The sequence below is a fragment of the Verrucosispora sp. WMMC514 genome, assembly GCF_027497295.1.
GTDB lineage: Bacteria > Actinomycetota > Actinomycetes > Mycobacteriales > Micromonosporaceae > Micromonospora > Micromonospora palythoicola.
Genome location: NZ_CP114906.1, coordinates 6,691,548 through 6,718,261 on the forward strand (window position 1 = coordinate 6,691,548; position 26,714 = coordinate 6,718,261).

32 protein-coding genes and 1 riboswitch are annotated in these 26,714 nt (G+C 67.4%); of the genes, 24 read left to right on the forward strand and 8 right to left on the reverse strand.

What is annotated here, in order from left to right; genetic code table 11:
• Positions 1-102 precede the first annotated feature (102 nt).
• Together O7597_RS30885 and O7597_RS30890 are read left to right on the forward strand one after the other, a co-directional pair.
• Positions 103-1,431 (forward strand): IS4 family transposase, encoded by a 1,329-nt coding sequence (locus O7597_RS30885; RefSeq protein ID WP_269738909.1) that lies wholly within the window; start codon positions 103-105, stop codon positions 1,429-1,431.
• A 98-nt stretch (positions 1,432-1,529) separates the two neighbouring features.
• Positions 1,530-1,877 (forward strand): hypothetical protein, encoded by a 348-nt coding sequence (locus tag O7597_RS30890; protein WP_269742212.1) that lies wholly within the window; start codon positions 1,530-1,532, stop codon positions 1,875-1,877.
• Positions 1,878-1,994: 117 nt separating this feature from the next.
• On the opposite strand, the gene O7597_RS30895 is transcribed toward O7597_RS30890, so the two are convergent.
• Complete coding sequence (locus O7597_RS30895; RefSeq protein ID WP_281581558.1) at positions 1,995-2,630, reverse strand: hypothetical protein; 636 nt, start codon at positions 2,628-2,630, stop codon at positions 1,995-1,997.
• Positions 2,631-2,777: 147 nt separating this feature from the next.
• Here O7597_RS30895 and O7597_RS30900 point away from each other — a divergent pair, with 147 nt between their 5' ends.
• The 3 genes from O7597_RS30900 to O7597_RS30910 all read left to right on the forward strand — a co-directional run bounded on the left by O7597_RS30900 (position 2,778) and on the right by O7597_RS30910 (position 4,653).
• Positions 2,778-3,431 carry a hypothetical protein gene (locus O7597_RS30900; RefSeq protein ID WP_281581559.1) on the forward strand — a complete coding sequence of 218 codons (654 nt, stop codon included), beginning with the start codon at positions 2,778-2,780 and terminating at the stop codon, positions 3,429-3,431.
• Between the two features lie 86 nt (positions 3,432-3,517).
• Positions 3,518-4,162 carry an alpha/beta hydrolase gene (locus O7597_RS30905; protein WP_281581560.1) on the forward strand — a complete coding sequence of 215 codons (645 nt, stop codon included), beginning with the start codon at positions 3,518-3,520 and terminating at the stop codon, positions 4,160-4,162.
• Between the two features lie 131 nt (positions 4,163-4,293).
• Positions 4,294-4,653, forward strand: a complete 360-nt coding sequence (locus O7597_RS30910; protein WP_281581561.1) for a hypothetical protein — start codon at positions 4,294-4,296, stop codon at positions 4,651-4,653.
• Positions 4,654-4,996: 343 nt separating this feature from the next.
• Here O7597_RS30910 and O7597_RS30915 read toward each other — a convergent pair whose 3' ends face one another.
• Entirely contained in the window at positions 4,997-5,572 is a 576-nt protein-coding gene (locus tag O7597_RS30915; RefSeq protein WP_269742217.1) for a DinB family protein, read from the reverse strand.
• A 114-nt stretch (positions 5,573-5,686) separates the two neighbouring features.
• Positions 5,687-6,400, reverse strand: coding sequence for an alpha/beta hydrolase (locus O7597_RS30920; RefSeq protein WP_281581562.1), 714 nt, complete (start codon positions 6,398-6,400; stop codon positions 5,687-5,689).
• A gap of 164 nt (positions 6,401-6,564) precedes the next feature.
• Between O7597_RS30920 and O7597_RS30925 the strand changes: the two genes are divergently transcribed.
• The 10 genes from O7597_RS30925 (at position 6,565) to O7597_RS30970 (ending at position 13,607) form a co-directional block, all read left to right on the forward strand.
• On the forward strand, positions 6,565-7,146 hold the full coding sequence (locus O7597_RS30925; protein WP_269742220.1) for a hypothetical protein: 582 nt from the start codon (positions 6,565-6,567) through the stop codon (positions 7,144-7,146).
• A gap of 197 nt (positions 7,147-7,343) precedes the next feature.
• On the forward strand, positions 7,344-7,907 hold the full coding sequence (locus O7597_RS30930; protein WP_281581563.1) for a sugar O-acetyltransferase: 564 nt from the start codon (positions 7,344-7,346) through the stop codon (positions 7,905-7,907).
• 161 nt (positions 7,908-8,068) lie between these two features.
• Positions 8,069-8,497, forward strand: coding sequence for a hypothetical protein (locus tag O7597_RS30935; RefSeq protein WP_281581564.1), 429 nt, complete (start codon positions 8,069-8,071; stop codon positions 8,495-8,497).
• Positions 8,497-9,357 carry a DUF5984 family protein gene (locus O7597_RS30940; protein WP_281581565.1) on the forward strand — a complete coding sequence of 287 codons (861 nt, stop codon included), beginning with the start codon at positions 8,497-8,499 and terminating at the stop codon, positions 9,355-9,357. Before O7597_RS30935 ends, O7597_RS30940 begins: the two co-directional genes overlap by 1 nt.
• A gap of 99 nt (positions 9,358-9,456) precedes the next feature.
• Positions 9,457-10,098, forward strand: coding sequence for a hypothetical protein (locus O7597_RS30945; RefSeq protein ID WP_269742225.1), 642 nt, complete (start codon positions 9,457-9,459; stop codon positions 10,096-10,098).
• 170 nt (positions 10,099-10,268) lie between these two features.
• Positions 10,269-10,490 (forward strand): hypothetical protein, encoded by a 222-nt coding sequence (locus tag O7597_RS30950; protein WP_269742226.1) that lies wholly within the window; start codon positions 10,269-10,271, stop codon positions 10,488-10,490.
• Between the two features lie 280 nt (positions 10,491-10,770).
• A riboswitch (SAM riboswitch) is annotated at positions 10,771-10,888 on the forward strand.
• Positions 10,847-11,530, forward strand: coding sequence for a GNAT family protein (locus O7597_RS30955; RefSeq protein WP_269742779.1), 684 nt, complete (start codon positions 10,847-10,849; stop codon positions 11,528-11,530). (Overlaps the previous riboswitch by 42 nt.)
• 138 nt (positions 11,531-11,668) lie before the next feature.
• Complete coding sequence (locus tag O7597_RS30960) at positions 11,669-12,280, forward strand: DUF6368 family protein (RefSeq protein ID WP_269742227.1); 612 nt, start codon at positions 11,669-11,671, stop codon at positions 12,278-12,280.
• Between the two features lie 128 nt (positions 12,281-12,408).
• Entirely contained in the window at positions 12,409-13,266 is an 858-nt protein-coding gene (locus O7597_RS30965) for a phosphotransferase (RefSeq protein WP_281581566.1), read from the forward strand.
• Positions 13,263-13,607 (forward strand): hypothetical protein, encoded by a 345-nt coding sequence (locus O7597_RS30970; RefSeq protein ID WP_269742229.1) that lies wholly within the window; start codon positions 13,263-13,265, stop codon positions 13,605-13,607. Before O7597_RS30965 ends, O7597_RS30970 begins: the two co-directional genes overlap by 4 nt.
• A 90-nt stretch (positions 13,608-13,697) precedes the next feature.
• Here the strand turns inward: O7597_RS30970 and O7597_RS30975 are convergent, their stop codons facing one another.
• Positions 13,698-15,026 (reverse strand): IS4 family transposase, encoded by a 1,329-nt coding sequence (locus O7597_RS30975; RefSeq protein WP_269738909.1) that lies wholly within the window; start codon positions 15,024-15,026, stop codon positions 13,698-13,700.
• Positions 15,027-15,380: 354 nt separating this feature from the next.
• On the opposite strand from O7597_RS30975, the gene O7597_RS30980 reads away from it, so the two are divergent.
• Positions 15,381-16,331 carry a phosphotransferase gene (locus O7597_RS30980; RefSeq protein WP_281581567.1) on the forward strand — a complete coding sequence of 317 codons (951 nt, stop codon included), beginning with the start codon at positions 15,381-15,383 and terminating at the stop codon, positions 16,329-16,331.
• Between the two features lie 121 nt (positions 16,332-16,452).
• Here O7597_RS30980 and O7597_RS30985 read toward each other — a convergent pair whose 3' ends face one another.
• Positions 16,453-16,980, reverse strand: a complete 528-nt coding sequence (locus tag O7597_RS30985) for an SRPBCC family protein (protein WP_269742231.1) — start codon at positions 16,978-16,980, stop codon at positions 16,453-16,455.
• Positions 16,981-17,147: 167 nt separating this feature from the next.
• On the opposite strand from O7597_RS30985, the gene O7597_RS30990 reads away from it, so the two are divergent.
• The 6 genes from O7597_RS30990 (at position 17,148) to O7597_RS31015 (ending at position 21,625) form a co-directional block, all read left to right on the forward strand.
• Positions 17,148-17,507: a hypothetical protein gene (locus O7597_RS30990; RefSeq protein ID WP_269742232.1), complete on the forward strand. Its 360-nt coding sequence runs from the start codon at positions 17,148-17,150 to the stop codon at positions 17,505-17,507.
• A gap of 108 nt (positions 17,508-17,615) precedes the next feature.
• Complete coding sequence (locus O7597_RS30995) at positions 17,616-18,125, forward strand: hypothetical protein (RefSeq protein ID WP_281581568.1); 510 nt, start codon at positions 17,616-17,618, stop codon at positions 18,123-18,125.
• A 208-nt stretch (positions 18,126-18,333) separates the two neighbouring features.
• Positions 18,334-19,074, forward strand: coding sequence for a glyoxalase (locus O7597_RS31000; RefSeq protein WP_269742234.1), 741 nt, complete (start codon positions 18,334-18,336; stop codon positions 19,072-19,074).
• A gap of 419 nt (positions 19,075-19,493) precedes the next feature.
• Complete coding sequence (locus O7597_RS31005; protein ID WP_269742235.1) at positions 19,494-20,330, forward strand: hypothetical protein; 837 nt, start codon at positions 19,494-19,496, stop codon at positions 20,328-20,330.
• A gap of 13 nt (positions 20,331-20,343) precedes the next feature.
• Positions 20,344-21,024 (forward strand): AEC family transporter, encoded by a 681-nt coding sequence (locus O7597_RS31010; protein ID WP_281581569.1) that lies wholly within the window; start codon positions 20,344-20,346, stop codon positions 21,022-21,024.
• A 97-nt stretch (positions 21,025-21,121) separates the two neighbouring features.
• Positions 21,122-21,625 carry a GNAT family N-acetyltransferase gene (locus tag O7597_RS31015; RefSeq protein ID WP_281581570.1) on the forward strand — a complete coding sequence of 168 codons (504 nt, stop codon included), beginning with the start codon at positions 21,122-21,124 and terminating at the stop codon, positions 21,623-21,625.
• Between the two features lie 121 nt (positions 21,626-21,746).
• Here O7597_RS31015 and O7597_RS31020 read toward each other — a convergent pair whose 3' ends face one another.
• Positions 21,747-23,336 (reverse strand): DUF6194 family protein, encoded by a 1,590-nt coding sequence (locus O7597_RS31020; protein ID WP_269742238.1) that lies wholly within the window; start codon positions 23,334-23,336, stop codon positions 21,747-21,749.
• A 54-nt stretch (positions 23,337-23,390) separates the two neighbouring features.
• Here O7597_RS31020 and O7597_RS31025 point away from each other — a divergent pair, with 54 nt between their 5' ends.
• Complete coding sequence (locus O7597_RS31025; protein WP_269742239.1) at positions 23,391-24,125, forward strand: MerR family transcriptional regulator; 735 nt, start codon at positions 23,391-23,393, stop codon at positions 24,123-24,125.
• A gap of 97 nt (positions 24,126-24,222) precedes the next feature.
• On the opposite strand, the gene O7597_RS31030 is transcribed toward O7597_RS31025, so the two are convergent.
• Positions 24,223-25,455 carry a nuclear transport factor 2 family protein gene (locus O7597_RS31030; protein WP_281581571.1) on the reverse strand — a complete coding sequence of 411 codons (1,233 nt, stop codon included), beginning with the start codon at positions 25,453-25,455 and terminating at the stop codon, positions 24,223-24,225.
• A gap of 94 nt (positions 25,456-25,549) precedes the next feature.
• Positions 25,550-25,975 (reverse strand): helix-turn-helix domain-containing protein, encoded by a 426-nt coding sequence (locus O7597_RS31035; RefSeq protein ID WP_281581572.1) that lies wholly within the window; start codon positions 25,973-25,975, stop codon positions 25,550-25,552.
• 142 nt (positions 25,976-26,117) lie between these two features.
• Here O7597_RS31035 and O7597_RS31040 point away from each other — a divergent pair, with 142 nt between their 5' ends.
• Positions 26,118-26,630 carry an SRPBCC domain-containing protein gene (locus tag O7597_RS31040; RefSeq protein WP_281581573.1) on the forward strand — a complete coding sequence of 171 codons (513 nt, stop codon included), beginning with the start codon at positions 26,118-26,120 and terminating at the stop codon, positions 26,628-26,630.
• Positions 26,631-26,714 lie beyond the last annotated feature (84 nt).

A 26,714-nucleotide genomic window follows, 5' to 3' on the forward strand; every position in this document is an offset into this window, starting at 1 on the left:
CGAGGGCGGCGGGGTCTCGGTATAGAGGTTTGTCACTCCAAGACAGCCTCTGGACCGGGAGCCCCGCCGTTGGAACAGTGTGCCATTGCTCGGACCGCCACGGTGGCAGCCGGCCGGTTCGCGCCAGGTCATCTGGGTGAGTTGACGCAGCAGGTGCCCTTCGAGATGGTCGATGCCGTCCTGGCGCAGACGCGGGCGGTGCAGGCGCGGGTGCGGGATCTGCCGTCGCGGGTGGTGGTGTATCTGCTGCTCGCGGCGGGGTTGTTCACCGAGTTGGGTTATCGGCAGGTGTGGGCTCGGCTGGTTGCTGGTCTGGACGGGTTGCCGGTGGCGATGCCGACTTCCTCAGCCCTGTCTCAGGCTCGCCGTCGGGTTGGGGACAAACCTTTGGCAGCGTTGTTCCGGCTGGTGGCAGGTCCGCCTGCCGGGGCTGGGCGATGGCGAGGTCTGCTGGTGTGTGCAATCGACGGCACCAGCATGTTCGTGCCCGACAGCACGGCGAACCTCGCGGTCTATCCTCGTCAGGCCGGAACTCACGGCGGCTCGGGCTATCCGATGCTGCGGCTGGTCGCGGTCGTCGTGTGCGGCACGCGGACCCTCATCGATGCGGTGTTCACTCCCATCAGCACCGGCGAGTTGAGCTGCGCCGCTCGTCTGCTGGGCTGTCTGCACCCGGGCATGCTGCTGCTGGCCGATCGGGGCTTCGCTGCCCGCACGATGATCGAGCAGTTCGCCGGCACCGGCGCTGACCTACTCATCCGTGACAAGGACGACCGGCGGCTACCCGTCATCCGCCGCCATCACGACGGTTCCTGGCTGTCGGTCATCGGCACGATGAGCGTCCGGGTCGTCGACGCCGAGATCGTCGTGAGCATGAACGGCAAACGCCACATCGGCCGGTACCGGCTGATCACCACCCTCACCGACCAGCGCCGTTTCCCGGCCATGGACCTGGTCACCCTCTACCACCACCGCTGGGAGATCGAAACGGCATACCTGGAGTTGAAGTCCACCCTGCTGGGCGGACGGGTCCTGCGAGCCCGAACCCCGAACGGGATCAGTCAAGAGGTCCACGCCCTGCTCACCACCTACCAAGCGGTCCGGCTGGCGATGGCTGACGCCACCGCCAGCCGGCCCACGACCAACCCCGACCGGGCCAGCTTCACCATCGCCGTCCACGCCGCCCGAGACCAGATCACCCACGCCGCCGGTGTCATCGCCGACACCGTCATCGACCTCGTCGGAGCCATCGGCCGCGCCGTCCTGGCCGACCTGCTCCCCCCACGCCGCACCCGAATCAGCCCCCGCGTGGTCAAACGCGCGATCTCCAAACACCGCGCCAAAGGCACCATCGACCGCACCACCTACCACGCCACATTCAAGATCAACATCCTCGACGCGGCAGCATTGACAACCAACCCACCGCCCTAACTGAGCGGCGTTGGGCCTAGCGCGCGTTCTCAGCAGCCAGAAGCGGATGCGTGCAAGGCCCTGAAGTGCTTCCGCACACGTACGGCAGGATGGGCCTCGTGGGGATCACCGACCCGTGCGTGACCATCGCGGAAGCAACCTTCGTGGCACGGTTCTTTATCGATCCTCACGAGGACACCGTGCGGTGTGTAGCCAATGTCGATGTCGTCGTCGATCTTCCTGACGGCTCCAGGTGGGCGTTGACCACCTTCACCGTCGAGGAGTTCCGCCGCCTGCTTGCGAAATGGGTGGAGACCGGGGAGGTTGCGAACGGCAGCTACTTCTGGGCCGCTGACCAGCTGATCGTTCCAGAGCCAGGCCTACGAGCCATGACCACAGCGATCCGAGAACTGGTCCGCAGCGGGGAGATCACAAGCGTCGGCCTCCGATGCGAGGACTCGGACTGAAGTGGTCAGGGCGTGCCCGCTAGGGATGGGCTCAGGATGGGTGTCATCGCACGCATGGCGGCAGATCCGGATGCCGGTTCGGCGGCGGTCGGTGGCTCCTGTCCGGGTCAGGAGCAGTCAAATCGGTGGGCGTGGGGACGCTGTGGGCATGATGTGCAGACGAAGATGTAGACGCCGCCGGCGTCGCCGAGCATCAATCCTGCCGGGTTCTGAAGTGACCGCCACGGATGGTCGTCCGGACTGTCGAAGCCCCAGCCGATCATTGCGGGCCAGCGCGATCCACCGCCGCTCGTCGCCGCGGCTGAACTCCCAGCTGGCGATGGTGAGCAGGTGCCACGCTTCGGTGTCCTCGTGGGGCGGGGGCATCGCCGTCAGTCGGGGTCCGATCGCTGATCGTCGCCGCCAGTGCAAGCGTGGCAGTGGAGCACTCCACGGATCATGGTCGAACGGGCACCACAGCACCTGCAGCACGTCCGAGCCCTCCGGGAACGGCAGCTCGGGCACATCGTCGGCAAGTAGTTGCAGGACCGGCACGAGTGGCACCTCAGCCTCGGCGGGGTGATCGTCCAGACCGTCACCGTCACAGGTCGGCCAGGGCTCGTCCGCCGGCCACAGCAGCGGCCCGCCCACGGAGCTCTGCTCAACCGACGGCGAGCCCTTACGTGGATGCAGCCGAATGGTCGTCCGCGCGAACCCACGCAACTGCGGGAAGACCGCGTCCATGTCGATCGGAGGCAGCGGGGTGGTATGCACGGCCGAGATCGTACGGGCAAGCAGCCTCCCGTCTCCCCGAACGCCTCGCCGGCAGGCGTGATCGGCGGATGCCAGACGAGGTTGTCGCCCACGCTAGGCACCGGGCTGGTGCGGTAACGACGGTTGGCTGTCCGGCATCCTGATGTGGTGACAGATCCGGAGCTGTTCCTGAGGTTCGCACACGGGCGCCGCGATGGGCTGCACTGCTACGTGGTCCGTGCCGACGAGGCGGATATGCCTGGCCCGATGTGGCCGGGGCTGTGGGAGCAGGATTATTCAGACGATGTGGATCTGAATCCGTGGTGTCGGTACGCGATCAACAACGACGACGGTGAGGCCCTGGCGGTGTGGCGGGCGCTGGCCTGGGCGCTGGCCGCGGGCCGGAGCCGGTTCGCCGTTCCCGCCTACTACCGCGACGAGGCAGCTCAGCTGTGGGGCATGAGCCGTGAGGCGGTGCAGTTGGTCCGCTGGGAGTACGAGGTCGACGTCGAGCAGGCCGACTGGCTCACCGCGGATATCGGGTTTGTCCCGGCTCGCGCCTGCGTGCCGCTACGGCCGATGCTGGACCCGTGGCAACGAGAACACGCTGGCTTCGCCGGTCTGTTCAACGTGACCAGCTTCCGGCATTTCACCGACCTTGCTCTGGCCGTCGCCGGCGACGCCACCTCGGAGATCACGCTGTTCGCGCTCCACGATCCAGGCCGGGCCAACGTGCTGGCCGCTACGTTGAATCAGGCGCACCGCCCGGACCTGACCAAGATTTCGGCAGTCGCGGGACGATGCTTCCGGCCCGGTGCGTGATTCTGCCGTGAGGTCGCCGGTGGTTGGCCGTATGGCGTATCGGGCGGCGCTACTGACTGTCGTACCCCTGTGCGAGGCTTTGGCGCATGGCGACCTTCGTTCTGATCCACGGCGGTGGCGGCAGTTCCTGGGACTGGCATCTGCTGGCCCCTGAGCTGGCCGGACGGGGCCACGACGTGGTGGTGCCGGCGTTGCCGATCGAGGACAGGGCGGCAGGCTTCGCCGAGTTCTGTGACACGGTCGTCAATGCCGTCGGCGATCGCAGCGACCTCGTGGTCGTCGGACACTCGTATGGTGCGTTCACGGCGCCGCTGGTCGCTGACAAGCTGCCTGTGCGGCTCATTGTCCTGCTCACTCCCATGATCCCGAAACCGGGTGAGAGTCCCGGCGACTGGTGGGGCAACACCGGTCACCGCAGCGCGGAGGGGCTCAGTGAGGAGGAACAGTTCTACAACGGCGTGCCGGCCGAGATCGTCGCGGAGGCTTCTGCGCATGACCGCGACCAGGTCAGCGCAGAATGGAACGAGCCGTGGCCCCTGGATGCGTGGCCGGACGTGCCGACGAGGGTGCTCATCGCCCGCGAAGACCGGTTCTTCCCGCCCGAGTTCCAGCGCCGCGTTGCGGCCGACCGCCTCGATGCCGTACCGGATGAAATCGACGGTGGTCACGCGGTGGCGCTCAGCCATCCGAAGCAACTCGCCGACCAGCTGACCGCATACCTGCCGCGCTGAAGACGCTGCGCCCGGTGCGGTCACTGCATCGACACTGTGGTGAAGGCTCGAGTTGCGCTGTACGGCGAACCTTGCTCGGATTGATCGACACAACCTCGTTCCATCACGAGGAGAGGGCGATAGTGCGTAGGTTGCTGTTCTTTCTGGCCTGCGTGGCGGCGGGCGTCGGCCTTCTGATCCTGTTCAGTGCCGGTGAGGGCGCCGGCTTGTGGCTCGGCATAACAGCCGGCGGCTTTCTGATGCTGGGCGGAGCCATCGGCGGCCGATGGGGTCGCGGGCAGGTGGCCAGGGGCGTGCAGGCCCCCCGCCTGACCACGACGGGTCTGATGGTCTTGGGGCTGTGCGCATTGGCGGGCATCATGCTCGTCTGGCGGCCCTCTGTAGGAGCCGGTTTGCCGATGGTCCCCTTCTTGCTCTGCATGGCGATCGCGGCGCTTTTGATGGTGCCCGTCGGTCTGATGGGTGACAACGCAGACAGGCGGCGCGACTGATGCGCTCAACTCGGCAAAAGCCGTGTCTCCGCAGCGCGGACGGCGGCTAGTACTCCAGCCGCACCTGATGAAGTTGGAGTCTTCGCTGGTAGTGGGCTGTTCTGGCGCGGTATTGGTGTCGTCGTCGCCATCGTGACCATCGATGGATGTGGTCGAAGGGTCGGGTGGTGGTGATCAGGTGTGCCAGGAGACGGCGGACCTCGCCGAGGGTGAGAGGAATGAGGCCGTCATCGGATCCGCTGCCCCCTTTTGGCCTGTGCGGCGATGACGGCGAGGTAGGCGTGGGCGCACAGAACGCGGATTGCGTTGCACTTCACCCCTCGTCTGTGGGTACATCCTTTCCTCATCTGTTGAATCGGTCGGCGATCGCTGTCAGCCGCCGGGTGTGGGCCGGCCAGTCGGTGGCGTCGGGGATGTTGCTGTGGCGCGGCAGTAGGCCAACGGAGCCGTCCAGTTGCTCGCGGATGATGTCGGCGTGGCCGGCGTGGCGCTGCAGGTCGACGGTCTTGTGCACCATGATCTCGTGGAGCGTGACCGCCTTGCCGCCCCAGTGAGCAACGTGCCCGATCGTATCCAGCGGCAGGGTGGCGATGGTCTCGTCGGCGAATGCCTGCACGCGACGGTAGAGGTCGATGATCCCCGCTGCAGTCTCGGTTTCGGTGGCGTACCAGCCGGCCAGCGGGTCGGGGTCATCAGGGGACACGAGTTCATCCGGTGTGGGCCATTCACGGCCGAACGTAGGGCCGAAGTAAATCGCCTCAGTGTTCAAGGCGTGCTTGACAAGGCCCAGCAGGTTCGTGCCGGCCGGCGTAAGAGGCAACCGCTGGTCCCGCTCGGAGACGCCCTCCAGCTTCCAAAGCAGCGCATCCCGCGCCCCTTGGAGGTAGTCCTTCAGCACGTCTTTGGGCGCGGCGACCATACAGCGATCCTGCCACGCCCGTGGCGAGCAGCCCGTCGTCGGCAGGAACGAAGCCCGGCCGCGCAGCGAGACGGCAGGTAGCGCGCCCGCTCGGCGGCATGCGCGGGCACCGGTTCAATCGGCTGCCGAGCCCCACCTCGCGGTGATGGTGAGGATGCGAGCGGTGACCGCGTCCGGGTCAACGAGTTGATGGAGGTGGCCGCCGGGAACCTCCGCGACGCTCCAACCCCGTGTCCGTGACTCCTGCGCCATGCGGTCGTACGGCGGCCCGAACAACAGGTACCCGCATGGTCGATCATCCCAGCCTGCGGGCACCGGGAACTGCTGCTCGTAGTAGCTCAACGGCAGCCGGGGCTGCTCTGCCGAGACCATCGACCTGGTCCGAGGATCGGGCAACAGCGACGCGACGGCTTCCTCCTCCCACCATGTCGTCCACTGCGGCAACCGACCTTCCGTCGCCACCGAACGCAGATAGGCCAGCCGCTCGGGTGACGCGGCAGGCGTCGGCCCGGAACGCGAGGGCAGGCTGGCATCGACGAACAAGCAGCCAACGACCGGACGCCCGGCCGCCGGTACGACAGCCGGAACCACAAGACCGGCATTGCTGTGGGCAACCAGCACGATCGGCTGGCCGTCCGGCAGCTGGGAGACGCTGTCGCTGACAGCGGCGGCGACCCCCGGCCAGAACGGCGGCTCGCCGACTGCGGCCACGTGGACCAACGACGGCACCACCGCAGCCGCGTCCAGGGCCCTCAGCCTGGCCGCTACGGGAGCCCAGGTCACAGGACCCAACAACAAGCTGTGCAGCAATACGAGCGCGGGCTTCACCCGCCCACCATCCACGACGGCGCCTGGCGGCCGCCACCCCAGCCGCAGGACGGTAGCGAACAAGCGGCCTGCCCCGTAAGCCCGGATCGCGGCAGATCCGTGCATGGCGGAGTGGTCCCATTGATCCGCTCTTTCGGGCCCGCCTGTTGCCGGAGACTGGTGGGGTGAGTAACGAGCAGCGAGGCGTGATCCTTTACGGCTATGGAGTTGACGCCGTGGCCGAAGCACTGCGGGAGCTCGATCAGCGGTATGTACCGGTCGATGCGGCTGCATCGGAGTCAGGGCAGGTGTTGGTCGTGTGTTGCCCTGACGGAGCGGAGGCAGATGCCGTGCGAGAGGCGGCACCGGGTATCGCCTGGCTGGTGGTTGAGCTGTACCGACCAGAGGATGAGGTACAGCACGCTCGTGATGTTCGGCTGTGGCTGAACACCTCTCAAGTCGAGCCCAAGTCGGCGGCGATGGCAATTGACCAGCCTGATCTCGTGACTTGGTACGAGGTCATCCATCCCATTCGCGTCGGCACGGTCGACGATGGCGCAGGTCGGGATGACTACAGCAACCTCACCTTCAACCTGCCGGATGGAAATCGGATGGTGGCGCACGCGGTCCAGGCGGGTCTAACAGCGCCGCCGTGTCTGCCACCAGGTGCCGAGATGGTGCTACCAACGGATGATCTCTGGGTGTTGTCCCAGTTCCCGTCGCTCGGAAAACTGATATGCCGGACTTGCGCAGCCCGGCACGCGTGATGCGGTCTCGGTCGACGCACAGCTCGGCCATGCTCGCTCATCGGCCCAATCGGACCCAGTCTGAGGATCCCGTGACGCAGAGCGACGACCGGTCCGCGGCAGATCCGGACGTTTGATGAGGAGCCACGATCACGGAGTGATGTATTCCCTGCCTGGGTCGTCACGCAGTCTCTGACTCGCCGTGCCAGGATCGTCTCGTGCGCAACGAGGAACGGCTACGAACACGGACGCCCGAGTCCCGAGCCTTCGCGCAGCGCGTACAGCTCGTCATGAACCTGACCTCGCGCCTCAACGTGCTGCCGTTTGACGACCTCGACGCGCGCAGGACGGTACTGACCGAGATCTTCGGTAAACCGATCCCTGACTCGCTGTCCGTCCTGCCTCCGTTCTACTGCGACTACGGGCTTGGAGCATCGTTCGGAGAGCGCGTGTTCATTAACCAGGGATGCTTCTTTCTCGACTACGGGGGTATCACCATCGGCGACCGCGTCCTGATTGGTCCCCGAGTGACTCTGAGCACGGCCGGACATCCCGTCGAGCTCCACGAGCGGTACGACTTCATCACGCACGCGCCCATCGTCATCGAGGATGATGTGTGGATCGGTGCCGCGGTCACGGTCACCCCTGGAGTGACAATCGGTCGGGGCTCGGTCGTCGGCGCGGGCGCCGTTGTCGCGAAGGACGTGCCGCCGCTGAGTGTGGTAACGGCAACAAGCGTTGTCGAGCGAAAGCGTCTCAAGCCAGCGTCTACCGCAACCTGAACCTGCGGCTCACCCACGCACATCGGCTACTTGACGGAAAGGCGATAGCTGGCGTCATCCGGTCCACCGGCCAGTGCAGGCAGCGATGAAACCCTGGCAGGCGGCGCGCTCGGGAGGCGGCAGATCAGTGTGCCGGTGACCAGGTGCAGAATCATGTGCTCATGGATGTAGAACAGATCGTGGGCTCGTTCGTGGTGGAGATCGGAGTTCGGCAGACATGGCCGTTCGTCGGGCTCTGCGACAACCGATCCGCACCCGCCCAGGAGACGCGCCTGTACATCGACGCTTCCTGGACCATCGAGGCAACCACCTCCACCAGCGGCGGCGTAGAGAACGACATTCGTTGGCTGACCACAGCCTCGGCACTCAACAACACAACGATCGACACCGCGTGGATCGACGAAGACGGCGGGCTGCACCTGACCACCGATTCCGGGCTTGCTCTGGCCGTATCAGGCGAGCCAGAGCCGTACACCACTGGCGAGCCCTGGCTTCTGAGCGGCTGGCGTCCGTTTGATCAGGCACACGTTATCGCGACAGATCCGGGCTCTCCATCGACCGCCGGACGTCAAGGGATACTGCCTCGATGATGAGGTTCCGGTTCGAGCTGTACCCACTGGACGGGGTGTCGCCGTGGGGCAGTGACCAGCCGAGGCTCCACTGGTTCGGGCTCACCGAGGGCTGGTACTGGCTCGAAGCAGGCAGGCAGGAGCTGCTGCGCCGTACCCGGCAGGTTCACCCGCATCCCTACATCGACTACTACCTGGCCCGGCTCTGGGAAGACGTCATTGTCCTTACTCCCGAAGTGCTGGAGCCGATACCCGACGATCTACAGCCGTTCATCGCCTCCGACGCCGCGCAGTGGACGTGTGACCCGCTCGAGTTCGTGGCCGAACCGGATGAGGAACGGACTGACGACGGGAACGCGGACGTGCCCGACCATCCAGTCGTCACGGCCGCGATCTGGCACGGCGAGCACAACCTCGACTTTGGTTACCTGCGCAATCCTCCCAAGATCCGGTTCTGGCGTACCATGCGCGACGATCGCGACGAGATCACCATGGATTGGCGGCACGAGGACGATGGCGAGATCGGTTTCACCGCCGACCCCACAGTCCGGCTCAGCGTCCCGACCACCGCGTACCTTGAGGCCGTGCACACCCTCAACCGCGAGCTGATGGACACCATGGGACAGCGGATCGAGGAGCTGGAACACCGCCGTGGACTACCTGGCGTGGACCTTGACCTCATCCATCTGCGGCGGGAACACGAAGACCGCCGGCACTGGTTTGTCAAGAACCTTGACCGCTCCCCAAAGACCGACTGGAGCGTTGTTCGCCACGGTGCCCGCCTGCTGCTTGGTGACGTTCAACGGGCCGACGCCCGACGGGCTAAGCAATCCTGCGAGCACCTGACCGGGACAGCATCCGCTCATCGGCCACGTCCGTAAGGAACCCGGGCTGACTCGGCGGGACGCTGCGTAGCGCCCGGCTCGCGGCATGTGCGTGTACCGATCATGGTGGAGAACCCGTGGCTACACTCCACGATCATGCGCTCTGCCGAGATCCTCGACCAGTTCGACACCGCAGCCGCGGGCTTCACGTTTCCGGACCTGGGCCACGGCTACTACTACGCGGTCGATGCCCGGCTTCACGCCTACCGCGACGCGCAGCGATGGGCGCTCATCGTTGAAACGTTGGGATACTCGCCCAGGGCTGGCAACCTCATCGACGTCCTTCACGTCTTCGGCAACTGTCTGACCGAGGGCGAACCGGGTTACGTCAACGAGGACTTCCTCAGCCGGGTCGACAACTGGGACGAGATCGAGGACGTTGACCAGCCCGAGACCTATCAGGGAGCATCGATTGTGGTACGAGGCCGACGGATCGCAGTAGCCGCCGACCGGGGCGAGGATCTGGTCGACGTGCTTCGCCGGCTCGTGCCGGACCACCGGGATCTGCTCCTGGCCGACGAAGTCGAGCTGCGGCGGCGAATCCCGGCCGACATCCCAGAGATCATGCGGCTGGATCAGTGGCACCACCCCGACCTTCTCCAGGACACACCTCCCAGCCAGTCAATCACCTTCCGCCAGCTCGCCGACGTACTGACGACAGGAGACGTGAGCCGGTACGCTCCAGACACGCCACCCAACACGCACTGGTCCAACTGGCCAGAGTCCGGGAACCTGTAGCACGCCCGATCGCGTACCGGCAGCGGCTATGAGCGTGCATGCCGGGCTGATCACATCCGCTCATCGGCTACGAGCGGACGCTGACCGGGCGCGCGGTCTGCGGCAGAAGAGTGAGTCGGTCGGTCCGTGGCACTGGTTGGGCGCCGGTCCTTCGATGCGATTATCGGGTGATGAGCCTGCTCACGGGACTTTGGCGCATTTTCGAGCGCTGCCAGGCACCCCGTACCGATCGAAAAGCTGTCGAGGATTTCGTCTACGAACAGGCCGACCTGCTTCGGAACGGGAAGGTGACGAAAGAGCAGGTGATCGACGTCATCACCGAACGTTTCCCGGAGATGACACCAAGACAGGTCACTAATGCTCTCGCTCGTGGCCTCTTCTTGTCTCGGTAATCAGGTATAGAGACGGGGAACCTCTGCCGGTCCATGCCCCACTCGCAGCGCGGGAAGCCCGGCAGACTTGTGATCCTCGCGGTGCGTCACAAGCGCTTGTTGATGCCACCGCCCTGTCCGCGGCATGAGCGTGCATCGAATCTTGCGAGGCACTGCGGCGGGGGTTCGATCTGGGGAACCGTTGGCCGACCAAGTAGCGGCCCGGTGACGGCGAAGGCGGTGGCGTCGCGCGTTGTTTCGGGGCCGCGGTGTGGTTGTGCCGCTTGTTAGGGTCGTTCCAGGTCATGAGTGCCAGCGCGAAGCCCCGGCTTGCTGGCCGGCAACCCTCCGTCTCCGTGGGTGGGGTGCCCCGGGTGATGACCTGGCTCGCTGCGGATCGCATCGGGCAAGCCGCGGACGGAGAGACCATGCCATTTCCCATGACGCGTACCGCCCGCGTTCTCGACGGCGATCTCGTTCGGCTGGAGCCATTGGATTACCGGCACGCCGCCGATTTGGCTGCAGCGGCCGAGGAGGACCGAACTTCCTACCGCTTCACCTGGGTGCCCACCGCCGCCGAGGTCAGCGATTACATCGACGCACAGTTGAGCCGGGCGAGTGAGGGAAGGCTGGTGCCGTACGCGCAGGTGGCAAAGGTCAGTGGACGCGCCGTCGGCGTAACGGCCTACTGGGATCCCCGGTTCTTGCCCGACCGCGATGCGCCCTACGCGGTGGAGGTGGGTTTCACCTGGCTGGCAGCGTCGGCGCAGCGCACTGGGATGAACACGGAGGCGAAGCTCCTGCTTTTCGCGAACGCGTTCGAGGTGTGGAAGGTGGTCCGCGTCGATCTCAAGACCGATGCCCGCAACACGGTCTCCCGCAAAGCGATCGAGCGTACGGGGGCCCGGCTCGAAGGTGTCCTACGGTGCTGGTCGCGGTCTTGGGCACCGGGCGAGGCGGGCCTGCTGCGAGACTCCGCCATGTACTCGATCATCAATTCGGAATGGCCGGCCTGCCGGACCGCACTGCAGGCGCAGGTCGGACGGGTCAAGAATCGCTGATCCGACAACCAGAGGCGTGATGGGAGACGGTAGGCGCTCAACGGTACGACCGGATGCCAGTGCCGCCGACCTCCGCTATGCGATGTGACGGCCGATTCGGCGGCAGGTGCGGATACCCGGTGTCCTCAGCCGTGGTGCATGCTTGTCATCGTGGCTGGACCTTCCGCCGCGGTTCTGCTGCCAGGCGGGTGGACTGCTGACGAAGACGTCAGGGAGTTCCGGGTGTGGCTGTCGGAGTCGCTCAGCCCAGCCGGAGATAACTGGTGGGTGCTGCGGGAACCGCGCAGCCTAGACATGGCGGAGCCGTCGCCGACGACCGGGCCGATGCTCATCGAACCCGATCCTTACGAATGCGACGACGCTGATGAGGATGCCTGCTTGACACGGGCGGCGGGCTTCCTTCCGATCACCCAGATCGTCCTGGCCGCAGCAGTCAACGGCAAGGATGACCACCGGTTGCTCGCCCAGTTCGCGGTGGCGATAGCCCGCCGATACGGCGGCCTCATAGATCTCGACAGCATGCTTCCGGTACCCCCACCGCCGGAGGTCTCCGCTCTATCGGCCCTGGAGTCCGGCACTGGCCGCCGACGATGGGAGGACCGTTCCAGGGCAACTCTCGCCACCCTTCACGGACGGTGGCACGAGATTCCCTACCGGACCGCGTGGGACGAGGTTGCCGTGCGCCATGTCGTCGATGCCGACCTCCTCGACTCATGGCTTCACCATCCGCTCTTCCGGATGGTGAAGTGATCAACTCTTGCCGAACCGTCCGCACATCGGCCACGAGCGGAGGCTGACCGGGCGCGCGGTCTGCGGCAGATCCGGGTGTAGTCGCCGTCGCCGCCGCTCTCGTTGGCTGGCGCAGGGGAGGCAGAATTGTGGCTGCTGCGCTGAATGCGCTGAGTTACGGTGCTCCGATGCAGGCGGATGCGGCCCACCGGGCGACACTGGCAGCCATGTCGATCGCCTCGTCGCTCGGTCTGATCGCCGATGACGTCGCTGTCCTGCACAACTCGAACAAGCTCACTCTGCGTCTGCAGCCCTGCGACGTGCTGGCGCAGGTGGCACCGGCGGCGCATCAGAGCGCCCAGCTTGAAGTAGATATTGCTCAGCGACTGTTCGAGGTCGGGAGCCCGGTGGCCGCGCTGGCAGCACCCGGGGTCTTCGTCTGGGACGACTACGTGGTCACCCTGTGGACCTACTACGAGCCGGTGACTCAAGCGAACCCACCTGCGGATTACGCCAGCGCGCTCGAACGTCTGCACGCCGGAATGCGCCGGGTCGATTTGCTCACCCCGCACTTCACGGACCGGGTTTCCGAGGCCCAAACGCTCGTGGCCGACCACGACCGGACGCCGAACCTGACCGACGCGGACCGGGTCTTTCTCGCCGGCACCTTGGACCGCCTGCGCCGAGCGGTCAGCGATAGCGGCCGGCCCGAACAACTCTTGCACGGCGAACCTCACCCGGGCAACCTGCTGTCGACCCCGATTGGCCTGCTCTTCATCGACTTCGAGACGTGCTGCCGGGGGCCCATCGAGTTCGACCTGGCCCACGCACCCGACGAGGTCGCAGACCTCTACCCGGGCGTCGATCATCATCTGCTCCGAGATTGCCGGACCCTCATGCTGGCGATGATCACTACGTGGCGTTGGGATCGCGACGACCAATTCCCCGACGGCCACAGGCTCGGCATCCAGTGGCTGAGCGAACTCGGGAAGGCGACGGCTCGGTGAATGACGAAGCACTGTCGTGGGCTGAAGTCCTCTCGATGATCGAGCACCGTCTCGGGATGTACGTCGGGCGTCCAAGGTACGACCGTGCATTCGCGGTTGTAACCGGATTCGACCTTGCGCGCGGGTGCGGTGAACTCGCGGGCTTTCAGCAGTGGATGTCCGAACGCCATCTTCACAGCCCGCTGACTTTCTGGGCGCTGGTACTGGCCGAGACCTTCGGCGACCAGGCAGACGAAAGCCGCCTGGTCACCGATGAGGATCATCAACTGGCAACCGGCAGCCTCTGCCAGCGTCTTCGAGAGTTCCTTAACCTCAGCGATGACGCCCAACGAGCACCCTGACCGCGGCAGATCCGTGCATGAAGGGGGGAGACCCACGCCCGCGAAGTGTGCGTGGCGATGTTGGCCTGGGTTAGCGTCAACGCCGCTCAGTTAGGGCGGTGGGTTGGTTGTCAATGCTGCCGCGTCGAGGATGTTGATCTTGAATGTGGCGTGGTAGGTGGTGCGGTCGATGGTGCCTTTGGCGCGGTGTTTGGAGATCGCGCGTTTGACCACGCGGGGGCTGATTCGGGTGCGGCGTGGGGGGAGCAGGTCGGCCAGGACGGCGCGGCCGATGGCTCCGACGAGGTCGATGACGGTGTCGGCGATGACACCGGCGGCGTGGGTGATCTGGTCTCGGGCGGCGTGGACGGCGATGGTGAAGCTGGCCCGGTCGGGGTTGGTCGTGGGCCGGCTGGCGGTGGCGTCAGCCATCGCCAGCCGGACCGCTTGGTAGGTGGTGAGCAGGGCGTGGACCTCTTGACTGATCCCGTTCGGGGTTCGGGCTCGCAGGACCCGTCCGCCCAGCAGGGTGGACTTCAACTCCAGGTATGCCGTTTCGATCTCCCAGCGGTGGTGGTAGAGGGTGACCAGGTCCATGGCCGGGAAACGGCGCTGGTCGGTGAGGGTGGTGATCAGCCGGTACCGGCCGATGTGGCGTTTGCCGTTCATGCTCACGACGATCTCGGCGTCGACGACCCGGACGCTCATCGTGCCGATGACCGACAGCCAGGAACCGTCGTGATGGCGGCGGATGACGGGTAGCCGCCGGTCGTCCTTGTCACGGATGAGTAGGTCAGCGCCGGTGCCGGCGAACTGCTCGATCATCGTGCGGGCAGCGAAGCCCCGATCGGCCAGCAGCAGCATGCCCGGGTGCAGACAGCCCAGCAGACGAGCGGCGCAGCTCAACTCGCCGGTGCTGATGGGAGTGAACACCGCATCGATGAGGGTCCGCGTGCCGCACACGACGACCGCGACCAGCCGCAGCATCGGATAGCCCGAGCCGCCGTGAGTTCCGGCCTGACGAGGATAGACCGCGAGGTTCGCCGTGCTGTCGGGCACGAACATGCTGGTGCCGTCGATTGCACACACCAGCAGACCTCGCCATCGCCCAGCCCCGGCAGGCGGACCTGCCACCAGCCGGAACAACGCTGCCAAAGGTTTGTCCCCAACCCGACGGCGAGCCTGAGACAGGGCTGAGGAAGTCGGCATCGCCACCGGCAACCCGTCCAGACCAGCAACCAGCCGAGCCCACACCTGCCGATAACCCAACTCGGTGAACAACCCCGCCGCGAGCAGCAGATACACCACCACCCGCGACGGCAGATCCCGCACCCGCGCCTGCACCGCCCGCGTCTGCGCCAGGACGGCATCGACCATCTCGAAGGGCACCTGCTGCGTCAACTCACCCAGATGACCTGGCGCGAACCGGCCGGCTGCCACCGTGGCGGTCCGAGCAATGGCACACTGTTCCAACGGCGGGGCTCCCGGTCCAGAGGCTGTCTTGGAGTGACAAACCTCTATACCGAGACCCCGCCGCCCTCGTCTATCGACACGCTCTTGACAGACGCCCCGTCTCCCTAACTGAGCGGCATTGGGGTTAGCGTCGGTCGGGCGATGTTCGATGGCGTCGCGGCCTTGGTCCTTGTGGCCCTGGTCCCCTGCTTTGGACTCGCGAGCACTCCCGTGCTATTTCGGGTGGCTTTCTCCGGCGGTGCTCGAAGCGCATGCCGCGTGCGTGCGTCGTCGCGAGGTCGTGCCGGTTGTGTTGTAGTGGGCGTTGTGGATGCTGCGGAGTTGGCTGACCGGTTCGGGCTCGGCCGGGCCCGGGAGTTGTCCGACGGGCCGGTCGCTCGGGGCCGGCAGGGTGAGGTGTGGCGGCTTGAGACGGTGGACGGCCGGTGGGCGGTGAAGGTGCCGTTCCACGAGTCTGGCGAGGACCGAGTGCGGATGTCGGCCCGGTTCCAGGAGGCGGCGTGGGCCGCTGGCGTACCGGCACCGGCGGTGCGACGCGCCACCGATGGGCGTGTCCTGGCCCGGGTGGATGGCCGGCAGGTGCGGGTGTACGAGTGGGTCGATCTCGAAGCACCCGATCCGGGTGTGGACCCGGCCCTGGTGGGCGCCGCGGTGGCCGCGATCCACCGGGTGGTGGTCCCTGCCGGTGGTCACGTGGACCCGTGGTACACGGCACCGGTGGGCGCGCCCGCCTGGGACAGGCTGGTCGAGCGGCTGCGCCAGGCCGGGGCGCCGTTCGCCGGCCGGCTGGCGGCGCTGCGCGATGAACTGGTCGCGTTGGAGTCGTGGCTGGAGCAGCCGGTGTCGTTGCGGACGTGTCACCGCGACCTGTGGGCCGACAACATCCTGCCGACGGCCCAGGGCGGGGTGTGCGTGATCGACTGGGAGAACAGCGGACCGGCCGACCCGGGTCAGGAACTCGCCTGTGTGTTGTTCGAGTTCGGCCGGTCAGATCCAGGCCGGGCACGCGCGCTGATGTCGGCGTACGCGGCGGGAAGCGGTCCGGCGACGGTCGCCCGCCCCGGCGATTTCTCGATGCTCATCGCGCAACTGGGCCACATCGCCGAGATCGCCGCCACGGACTGGCTGGAGCCGAATGTTCGTCACCCGGACCGGGCCAGCGCCGCGGCGTGGATCGGCGAGATACTCGACGAACCGCACACCCGCGAGGTGCTCGGCGCACTCCTACACGCGGTCTCCGGCACTACCCCACCCGGGCAGCCCGGGCCGTAGCACCCCGGCCGAACCGGGATCCTGGACGGCCAGCCTCACCACGCAGGCACGCCTTGTCGCGGCAGATCCGTGCGTTGCTGGAAGCCGCCTGGGGTGCTGACCCTCATGGAGATAGTCGGCCTCAAGTGCTGCGGTGACGGCTGCCCGGTTCGGGGCGATTGGATTTCCCGGTTTCGTCGGGAAGTTGCGGCTGGTGGGCTTGTGCCAGGTAGGTGATGTGGGCTGCCCGTTGTATCAGCAGCCGGCGTAGGTACGGCGCGATGAGTGCCCAGGTGACCGCTGCGCCCAGCGGTCCCAGGGGCGCGGTGATGGTCATGCGGTCGGTCATCTGTGTGCGTAGGTCGTCGAGGTTCTGGAAGTGGTGCTCGTGGCGCAGGGCTCGGAAGGGGCCTCGGGTCTGTTCGTCAACGAAGTGGTGCGGCCGTTTGTAGGCGGTGATTCGGCTGGTCATGCGCCAGGGCAGTCCGAGATGGCGGGCGTGGAAGGTGACTTCGTCGCCGAGGGCGAGTTGACGTCGTCCGGTGCTGGTCGTGGCCGTCTCACGGCTGGCGGGCAGGGATGCGGTGTGCACGTCGACGTCGAGGGTCAGGTCGTACACCACACCTGGGGCTGCGTTGATGACGGACACGACCTCGATGAGCGCCGGCACGTAGCGAGCCTAACCCTGGGCGATCCCGCAGGCCGCCAGGCCATAGCTACGTCCTCACGCCACAGCGGCCGGGCACCAATCTGGTCTCCGCGGGGAGCGTTCTGCGGAAGAGTGTGGCCTTGGTGTTTAGGCTCGCTGGCGGCGAGCCGAAGCGAGACGATGTACGGATGGCCAGTCCGAACGAAGAGAAGCAGGGCGAGGTTGGCTGGTTCTGCGTTCGCTGCGTCTTCCGCGTGGGTGGCGACTCGGCGAGCCAGGTGTACGAGGAACGGTTGACGCTGTGGCGCGTCGAGGGTTTCGACGAGGCGATCGCGTTGGCCGAGGACGAGGCCCTCGGGTATGCGGCGGAGCAGTCCGACATGGACTTTGTGGGACTCTCCCAGGCGTATCGGCTGTTTGATGAGCCCGGGCATGGGGCGGAGGTCTTCTCGCTGCTGCGGGCCAGCGATCTGAATCCGCCGGCCTACCTGACGAGGTTCTTCGACACCGGCGAGGAGAAACAGGGCGACACTGATCCCGGCACCTGACCGAGCGTCGCCCCTGTTTCCCGCAAGCCTGCGCCCATCTCACCCCCGAACGGCAGATGAGTGAACAGCTATGCCTGGCGGGTGGGGTAAATGTGTAATCTGTCGGTCGTGGCGCGAAACGATCGTCAGGTGTTTCGGTACCTGGTGGACTTTGGTGACGGCGAACGAGATGTCGTGTCGTTACTCGAACCTGACTGGGTGTTTCAGCACGGGCTGCACCCGGAGGCGGTCATGGCGGTCGTTCGTGAGGGCGCGGACCAGGAGGACTTCCTGGCACCCGCTGACGTACAGGAGAACGGCCCGTTCCTTCGGCTGTTGTCGAGGGTCATCTTCGAGAGCATTGACCAGTGCGGCTCACTTCGACGGCAGGCGGAGATCCAGGGCAGCGGCTACGTCTATCTACTAGACGAACGCAAGCCCGATCCCGGGGGACGAGTTGCGCCGGACGACGTCGTCGGTGTGGTTGACGTCAGTAACGGCAAGCCGGTGGCTGGCTCTTACCAGCACAATCCACGCCACCGGCTGCTCACCGCGGCCGGATGGTTCCAGCTGCCCGCAGAGATCGAGGCGGCACTACATAGCCGGCTACGCGCCCGAGCCAACGATCAGCCGGCGTGAGGAAAGTGCACTATTCTCGGCGCGCTCGACCATCCCAGGCTTGGGGGTGGCGTCACCTTCGGTGACGATCGCTGCGCGGCATGAGCGTGCGCGACGATGCAGCTCTGTCAAGTCCGCAACGATCGTCGAGTTCTCGCATGTGCGTGATGGTCGCGGGTTTGGCAGACTGCTGCGTCGCCTGCCCTGTTGAACAAATGAGGTGCTGACGATGCTTGACGAAGGTGTCCAGCCCAACGAGACCACCGTGCCGATGCTGCCCTGTGTGGCACCGGAGGAAACCCTGGCCTTCTGGCGCGCCCTGGGCTTCGCCGTGACCTACGAACAGACGAAGCCCTACCTGTACCTGGCGTTCCGGTGGCGCGGTTTCGAGCTGCACTACGGGCGCGCGTCCAGCAACCTGGACCCGTCGGAGAACACCGGCGGATGCCTGGTAATGGTCGATACGGTCGCGCCGTACCATGCAGCGTTCACCGAGGCGATGCGCCGCACGTACGGAAAGGTGCTTGCCAAAGGGCTACCTCGGATAACGCGGTACCGGCCCGGGGCCTCACGGTTCACCGTCACGGATCCGTCGGGAAACTCGATCATTTTCATCCAGCGGGACGAGCCGACGGAGTTGGAGTACGGCGGCTCCAAGCAGCTGCAAGGGCTCGCCCGGGTTCTGGACAACGCGCGGATCCTGCGCGAGTTCAAGAACGACGACCGGCATGCCTTCCGAGCCCTGAACTCGGGCCTGCGCCGCCACGGCGACAGCGCACCGGCCGTGCAGCAGGCAATGGCGCTGGCCGTGCTCATCGAGCTGTCGACGGCACTGGAGGAGTCGGAACGGGTGCCGGAGTGGGGCGGCAGGCTTCGGCAACTCAGCCTGACCATGGAGGAGCGTCGTCAGGTTGAGTCCATCGTTGCCGACCCCACGCTGCTCGAGCGATGGATGCCCGCCACGGCCTGACTGACGCACCGGCCACCCTGTGACGCCGATGAGGAGGACTCCACACCGTCATAGCAGCACGACCCGTCGCGTTCGTCTGTTGGCCTATACAACGTACGCGGTGAATTTCGCCGGTCCGCCGGTGTCGGCCGCATCAGGGGCTCAATGACGCACTGTCATCGGCATGAGCGAACGTCTCCCGGCAAGGCAGCGCAGAACCGCGGCGCACCTCGCGGGATCAGGACGCCGCACCAACTACGACCTTCGGGGACCAGCATGTGCGGGCCTGCTGCACTGTGCGCTGGACGCACCACCGACGCCACCGGTGAGCCCGCCGTCCGCGATCGGCCGCCACCACCGCACACCGCGAGTCGGTCCGGTGGCGAATCGTCTTGCTCGACCGTGGGCGGGGAGGGCAGGGTTGGCAGATGCATCCGGGGATGGCAGGCCCTCGTCTGCCGGCGCTACGGCGTGGCCTGACGCACCCGGCGGTCTGGTCGGTGCCGGCGATGGCGCTGCTCGTGCTCGTGGCCATGCCGTTCAACGACGCGTTCTACGGCCTCTTCGTCAACTATGACGGGCAGGGTGAGGCGCAGCAGCACGAGCTGATGCACAGCACGCGCATCTTCCGCTACACCTCCGGCCTCCTCTGCGGGCAGGTGTTGGCGTTGCTGGCCGGCATCGCCCTCGCCGGCCGGAACGCACAGGCGAGGGCGCTGGCGGTGGCGGTGGCGGTCCCGCTCTCGGTGCTCCTGGCCGGGGTGGCCGTCGCGGCCGCGTACCCGCTCGCCCGGGGCCGCGAGGGCGTCTCCTTCACGACCCCGGCACTCGACGACCCGATCCTGGTGCGGGTCCTCCTGTCCGAGGCGGCCGCCTACCCGTTCTACGCCGCTGCTGGCGTCGGCCTCGGCGCGCTGCTCGGGGAGCGTCTGCGGCGACCCGCGACGCGCTGGCCGCTCGTGCTCCTGCTCCTGCTCGGCTGGTTCGTCACCACCATGACGGGACTGCTGCAGGACGACCGGTTCGCGGCGCCGTACGCGCTGCTGTGGACCGTCCCACCGATCGCGGCCGGCACGGCGATCGCACTGGCCGGACTGTCGACGGATGTCTGGGCCGTACCGCCCGTGACAGTGGGCGACTGGGGACGCGGCGCCAGCACGGCCCTGCTGGTGAGCGCCGCCGCGTACGCCCTGGGGTTGAACCTGCTCGCCCACTGGACCCGTCGCGCGCGTGGCGAAGGACGGCGTGTCGCCGGCCCGCCGGTGAGGCCCGGGTGAGATTGGTGTCGGCGTGAGCTGGCTCTTCGATCGCGAGCCCGGCGAACGGCCGATCCGGGGTATGGCCCCCGGGTACGTGAACTCGGCGAACCTCGGCATCCCGATCGCCACGCAGGTTCTTGGCAACGTGTCGTTCCTGGCTGAGGTGGTGTTGCTGCAGGTGCTGGTGGTGACGCCGGTGATCCTGGTCGCCCTGGACCGGCACAGCGACCCGGCCGGGCGAGTGCGGGTCCGCCGTATCGCCTCCTTGCCGGTACGCAACCCGGTGATCCTGGCATCGCTGCTCGGTGTCGCGTGCTCGGCTGCCGGCCTGCGTCCGCCGTCGGCCGTCGGCGCGTCGCTCGCCCTGCTGCCAGGGGCCGCGGTACCGGCCGCCCTGGTCGCGCTCGGTGCGTCGCTGCACCGCACAGCGCCGTCGCGGGCGGAGCCGGCCGGGTCGGTTGAGTTGGCGATGGTCACCGGGCTGAAGCTCGTCGCTCAGCCCGCCATCGCGTACGCGGCCGGGCTGGCCCTGCACCTGTCCGCACCACAGTTGCTCGCCGTGGTGGTGTGCGCGGGCCTACCGACAGCGCAGAACACATTCATCTTCGCCCAGGAGTACGGCGTCGGTGAGGCGATGGCCAACCGGGCGGTGCTGGTGACCACGACGCTGTCGCTGGCCACCCTGGCCGCGGTGGCGGCGCTCCTCGGGTAGGTCCGTCAACTGGCCGGTCCGGCAATCAAGGACGCGCGGCCGTCCAGCACCTCGGATCGGCGGCAGCTGAGTTAATCCGTTGTCCGTTGTCCCCCCGATGCGGATGATCCGGTCCGTGGGCCTTCCGCATACCAGGGCTATGGATTCGCCGGCACCTCGGCGCGCTGCCCCCGAGGATGCCCGAGCGGTCGCCGACCTTCTCATCCGGTCCCGCCGGGCCGCGATCGGCGCCATCCCTGCCGCAGTCCACTCGGATGACGAGGTTCGCGAGTGGATCCGCGCCGTCGTCATTCCCGAGCGAGAAGTATGGCTGATGGAGGACGCCGGCAACCGACCGCTGGCGGTGCTGGTGCTGGATGAGGGCTGGGTCGACCAGCTCTATGTCGACCCGGCCTGTATCGGCAGGGGTTTGGGCTCCCAGCTCATCGAGTTCGCGAAGTCCCGCCGGCCGGCGGGTCTACAGCTGTGGACGTTCGCGACCAACACCGGGGCGCAGCGGTTCTACCTTCGGCACGGTTTCAGCGTGGCGGAAACGACCGACGGGTCCGGCAACGAGGAGAAGGCGCCCGACATCCGCTTTGTCTGGTCGGCACCACCGTAGCCGCCGAGGCGACCGCCGACGGACGATCGGGTGGTGCCCGGTGGGCGGCACGTCTCTTGGCCGTCCCGATGATGGTGATGACGTCGAGACCGGCCGGGATGTGCCAAGCCAGTCGCAAGCCTCAGCCCTGCTGGTCAACCGCTCGGCGCGCGGCACGTTCGTGGCGGTCGACTGCTCGGGCGTGGGCGATGGTGAGGAGCCGGTCGATCTCGGGCAGCAGCTGCGGGCCGGGCATGACGATGCTGCCGAAGCCGTGAAGCGCGTAGCCGGGGTGCGGCACGAGGGTGTCAAGCCGGGCGAAGTCGAACTCGTGCCGGTGCTCTTCGAAGTCCTTGGGTGGGAAGCCGAACAGCCTCTCGAACTCGGCTCGGCCCAGGTCGAGGTTGAGGCGAAAGACGCCGGGGCGGTCGAGTTGGGAGGCTTCGTCGAAGCCGGGCACGTCGTGCTCGACGATGGTGGCGAACGGTCGGCGGCGGTCCGCTCCGGCGTAGAAGAACCGCTCGCCCCAGGCAGCCTCGGGTGATCCGTTCTCCTCGCTCGCCACGATCTGCTCGACGCCGGGCAGCGCGACAATCCGGCCGGCGAGCACGGCCGCGTCGACGCCGGTCGGGATGTGCAGCACCGCGTCGGCGTGTTCGATGGTGGCCCGGTCCAGCGGGAAGTAGCGGTGGTCGTGCGTTCTCTGCTCGGCCGGTTCTACCTCGGCTGCCCGGACGTACCGGGGAAGGGTGCTTTCCTGCTGGAGTCTGCCTTCGTAGGTCGCCGGAAGGGGCGCCCCGATGCCGAGCGCCGGGCTCGCGCCGAGGCTGCCGACGATCACCGCGTATCGGTCGCCGAGCAGCGATGCGACGATCGCCCCGGCGCCGGCCCACGACAGGTCCGTTCCGGCCGTCGTCATCGTGCTCGGCTGGCGCTGGAGATGCGTGTTGTGCGCGAAGGCCAACGTGGGTCCGCGGTGCGCCTCGGCGGAGCGGATGGCGAGCAGGTTTTCGGCCATCAGCGCGTCCCGGACTCCGGCCAGGCGGGCGAAGCGCTGCTCTCGCGGAAGTGGTGCGGCGGCTGCGGCGTGGTAGCGCAGCAATGCGACCGCGGATGTGGCGTACACGAGCGCCGCCGGCCAGCCCTCGGTCCGCCGGGGTGCCTGCAGGTACAACTCGGTCAGCAGGTCGTCGGCGATCACCCGCAGGCGCTGGGCGTCGACGGAGCGCCCGATCGACCTGCCCGGCTCCCAGATCGCGGCCGTATCGTTCCACCGCGCCTCGTCCCCGACCAGGTCGTCGATCTCCGCTGATCGGTCGAGGTCGAGGAAGTCACAAAGCCGGATGAGGTGGCGCCGTGGACTCGGGGCGCCCTCCATCTCCAGCGGGGCGTCGAAGCCGTGGAACGTCAGGCGCTCGAGAGCCGGCCGTCCCGCGTTCCACTCGCGCATCCTCAGCAGCAGGTCGCGGTTGGCCGGGGCGCCGCCGAACCCGTGGCTGAACCCTTCGGCGAGCGCACGGTCGAGTGTGACGGAGTCACCGCCCTGGACGAACTCGTCGGCGATCAGCCCCGCGGCACGGTCGCTCTCCAACGCGATCGACCGGTAGCCGCACGCGGCCAGCGACATGAAGACCTCGTTGCGGATCTGAAGGAAGGCGGACTCACCATGCGTCGGCTCACCGAGCGCGAGCAGCGTCGGCGGTACGGCGAGCAGGTCAAGAGGAGACGTCATTGCATCGACCGTATCGTTGAACCACCGGTTGAGACTCACGACCGATGGAGCACGGTGACAGCCACAGAACCCTCCAACCCGGGGGTACGCCGACCAGTCGACCTCGCCCGCCGGCACGGCCTGTCCACGCAGGCCGTGCGCAACTACGAACGAGACGGCGTACTGCCGCCCGCCCAGCGCAGCCCCGCCGGCTACCGCCAGTTCACCGACCGACACGCCAGGGCACTGAGCGCCTATCTCGCGCTGATCGCAGGCCACGGCTACGCGACCGCCGGCGACATCATGCGCGCCGTCAACCGGGGCGAGACCGACAGCGCGTTGCGCACGATCGACCACAGCCATGCCCTGCTGCAGCGCGACCGACAGACCCTGGACGCGGTCGAGACGGCGGTCGCGACCCTCACCGGTACGCAGTCACCACCGCAGAGCTGGAAAGCCGTGCCGATCAGCGTGCTGGCCCACCGACTCGACGTACGACCCGCGACCCTGCGCAAGTGGGAGCGGGCCGGAATCCTGCAGCCGACGCGCGACCCGGCGACCCGCTACCGCGTCTACTCACCAGACGACGTCCGCGACGCCGAACTCGCTCACCTGCTGCGCCGCGGCGGGCATCGGCTCGATCACATCTCCGCCGTGCTGAGTCGGGTACGCGACGCCGGTGGCACCGAACCGCTCGCCGTGTCGCTGCGCCAGTGGCGGGCACACCTCACCCGCCGCGGCCGCGCCATGCTCACCGGCGCTGCCCGGCTCGCCGAATACCTCGACGCCGACACAGATCCACCGCACTGAAGCTGCCTCGTCGGCGCGGTGGGCGCCGTGGCGTCCGTCGGTCTGTTTCGACGACAAGCTCACCTGCGCCGACCGCCGATGGGGCGACGCACACCAGCTACGCCCTACACTGCTGCACCGCGTCGACGGGGATGGGCGAGTGGCCCTCGTGAGCGCTCATCGTCCGTCGGGCGCTCCGGTGATAGGCCTTGTTCGCGATGCGCCACCGGCCATCGACGTAGGCCAGTAGAAAGATGTCGGTGAAGACGTCCTCACCGTGCCAGAGCGTCATCGACGCGGTCGCGACGGTGCCGTGGACGTCGATGGCGTCGATGCGGCGAGAGCGGCTGGGTTCGTCCGGGGCCGGCCGGCCGCGGAAGAGCGCGCAGTACTCGTCAAGGCGCCACGATACGAATTCGCCGTCGCGGATCCCCTCGATGTGGGCGGTGGGCAGGAACGCGTCGCGGAAGTGGGCGGGATTTCCGGTGGCGTGTCCGCGAATGTAGGCGTGTAGCGGTTCGCGCACAGCATCAGTCACGGCGGGAGCGGTGGCGGCAACCGCGATGTCCGCCTCAGGGTCGGCGACGGCGCCGGCCAGGTCCGCTGCGCTACGCAGGGGCGTGTCTGACGCGGCAGCCAGCAGTGCCATGTCCTTGGCCAGCGCGCCGATCGTGAATTCGGCCCTGGCCGTGGCAGCGGCCGACTGGCTTGTGAGGAAGCTCCGCTTGCGCGCAACGAGTCCGCCGAGCTGGCCGAGTTCGAGGACGTCGAGCACCTGGGCGCGTGGCAGGCCCAACGCGTCGGCTTGCCGCAGCGTGTCACGCAGCGCCAGGACGGCGCCCGCGAGACCACTGTTGGCGACCAGCTTGAGTGCGGCGGCGGTGGGGACGTCGTCGACGTGCCGCACGGTGCCGAGCGCTTCCAGCACCGGGCGGACCCGGTCGAGGGTGCCCTGGTCGGCGGCGGCGAGGATCTGCAGGGTGCCAGCGGCGGCAGCCGGTACGGAGCCGAGCACGGGCGCGTGGACGTAGGACGGACCGAGCCACCGGGCCAACCGTGACGCCTCCGCGGGCGCGACCGTGCTGGTGTTCACGACGATCGTGCCCGTTCGCAGCGAGCCGCGGACCCGCTCGACGACCCGCTGACAGGCTTCGCCGTCGAACAGGGCCAACAGAACGGTGCCGGCCTCCGCCACGGCTTCGTTCGGGTCGCCGGTGACCTCGACAGTGGCCCCCGCGCGCCCGGACCGTGTCCAACCGACGACGCGCCAATCGAGGTCGGCGAGTCGTGTCGCTATCGCGGAGCCCAGGCGGCCCAGGCCGAGAACGGCGATCGTTTGTGGTGCGGTCATCCTACGTACTCTGGGGCACCGCGATGGATGCGACAAGCGCAGATTCAGCAGGGCAGCCATGCGGGCCACGCATATCGCGCGGACCGTGGCCCGGCTATGGGTAGGGCCGGGTGGCTGTGTTCGCGGCAGGCGCCTGGTCGAACTCGTCGCGGTTTCGGGCGATGTCGCGCTGATGGTCGCGGATCCAGCACACCAGTCCGTCCACGGCCTCGCTCAGGGAACGGCCGAGTGGCGTCAGGGCATATTCCACCCTCGGGGGTACGTGCGGGTATGCGGTCCGGGTCACCAGCCCATCGCGGGTGAGCCCGCGCAGCGTCTGGCTGAGCATCCGTTGGGAGATGCCCGCGACCTGCTCGTGCAGCGCGGTGAAGCGCAACGGGCCGGCCGCCAGGACCGTGATGGTCAGCAGCGTCCACTTGTCGCCGACCCGCGCCAGTACGTCACGGACGAGTTCGATCGTCCGCACACAGTCCGGCGCGACCCCGCGCTGTGCGAGTTCGGCGCCAAGGGAGCTTGGCATGGCTGTCGTTCCCCATCCGTCAGTAACTGACTTCAAAGTGCGTATCGGGAAGCCGGACTAAAACCGGTGGACGCACGTTCTCACTGATCGTAACTGGGTGTGCGGCCACCCTCGCTGTGGCCGTGACAGCGGGAGGAACGGCATGGTCCGACACGACACGTTCACGATCTCGCGGCACCTCGACGTGCCGCCGGGCGAGGTCTTCACCGCCTTCGCCGACACCACGATCAGACGGCGGTGGTTCCGGCTCCCCGGCCACGCAGCCTCGTACGAGCACGACTTCCGAGTGGGCGGAGGCGAGACGGCCCGCAGCACCTACACCGGGCTGGACACCGCGCCCGAACGGCTGGAGTACCGGTCGCGATACATCGACATCACGGGCGACCGCCGGATCGTCTACGGCTACGAGGCCATCATCGACGACCAACTGCGCTGGACCTCGCTGGTCACCGTCCAACTCGACGCCGAGACGCACGGAACCCGCCTGCACTGGACCGAACAGGCCGCCTTCGTCAGGTACACGGGGGACGGTGGTACCGACCTGGCGCACCTACGCGGCGCGACCGTACTGCGGCTGAACGGCCTCGACGCGGCCCTGCAGCCCCGACCTCCGCGTCGCCCCCCGGTGGACGTGCGTACTGGATTGCGGGATTGATCGCGCAGCACCACGTCTTTGAAACGTCCTCCCCACGCCGCCGTCGCAGCCCACGAACGTCTGTGGCCGCCTTGCAGGTCCCGT

What these genes read in the sequence shown, in the direction of transcription:
- O7597_RS30905 (WP_281581560.1), top strand. Translation starts at nt 3,518, where the DNA reads ATGGCGACCTTCGTTCTGATCCACGGCGGTGGCGGCAGTTCCTGGGAC.
- O7597_RS30915 (WP_269742217.1), bottom strand. Translation starts at nt 5,572, where the DNA reads ATGGTCGCCGCGCCCAAAGACGTGCTGAAGGACTACCTCCAAGGGGCG.
- O7597_RS30935 (WP_281581564.1), top strand. Translation starts at nt 8,069, where the DNA reads ATGGATGTAGAACAGATCGTGGGCTCGTTCGTGGTGGAGATCGGAGTT.
- O7597_RS30940 (WP_281581565.1), top strand. Translation starts at nt 8,497, where the DNA reads ATGAGGTTCCGGTTCGAGCTGTACCCACTGGACGGGGTGTCGCCGTGG.
- O7597_RS30945 (WP_269742225.1), top strand. Translation starts at nt 9,457, where the DNA reads ATGCGCTCTGCCGAGATCCTCGACCAGTTCGACACCGCAGCCGCGGGC.
- O7597_RS30950 (WP_269742226.1), top strand. Translation starts at nt 10,269, where the DNA reads ATGAGCCTGCTCACGGGACTTTGGCGCATTTTCGAGCGCTGCCAGGCA.
- O7597_RS30955 (WP_269742779.1), top strand. Translation starts at nt 10,847, where the DNA reads ATGACCTGGCTCGCTGCGGATCGCATCGGGCAAGCCGCGGACGGAGAG.
- O7597_RS30960 (WP_269742227.1), top strand. Translation starts at nt 11,669, where the DNA reads ATGCTTGTCATCGTGGCTGGACCTTCCGCCGCGGTTCTGCTGCCAGGC.
- O7597_RS30990 (WP_269742232.1), top strand. Translation starts at nt 17,148, where the DNA reads ATGGCCAGTCCGAACGAAGAGAAGCAGGGCGAGGTTGGCTGGTTCTGC.
- O7597_RS31000 (WP_269742234.1), top strand. Translation starts at nt 18,334, where the DNA reads ATGCTTGACGAAGGTGTCCAGCCCAACGAGACCACCGTGCCGATGCTG.
- O7597_RS31005 (WP_269742235.1), top strand. Translation starts at nt 19,494, where the DNA reads ATGGCAGGCCCTCGTCTGCCGGCGCTACGGCGTGGCCTGACGCACCCG.
- O7597_RS31015 (WP_281581570.1), top strand. Translation starts at nt 21,122, where the DNA reads ATGCGGATGATCCGGTCCGTGGGCCTTCCGCATACCAGGGCTATGGAT.
- O7597_RS31020 (WP_269742238.1), bottom strand. Translation starts at nt 23,336, where the DNA reads ATGACGTCTCCTCTTGACCTGCTCGCCGTACCGCCGACGCTGCTCGCG.
- O7597_RS31030 (WP_281581571.1), bottom strand. Translation starts at nt 25,455, where the DNA reads ATGACCGCACCACAAACGATCGCCGTTCTCGGCCTGGGCCGCCTGGGC.
- O7597_RS31035 (WP_281581572.1), bottom strand. Translation starts at nt 25,975, where the DNA reads ATGCCAAGCTCCCTTGGCGCCGAACTCGCACAGCGCGGGGTCGCGCCG.
- O7597_RS31040 (WP_281581573.1), top strand. Translation starts at nt 26,118, where the DNA reads ATGGTCCGACACGACACGTTCACGATCTCGCGGCACCTCGACGTGCCG.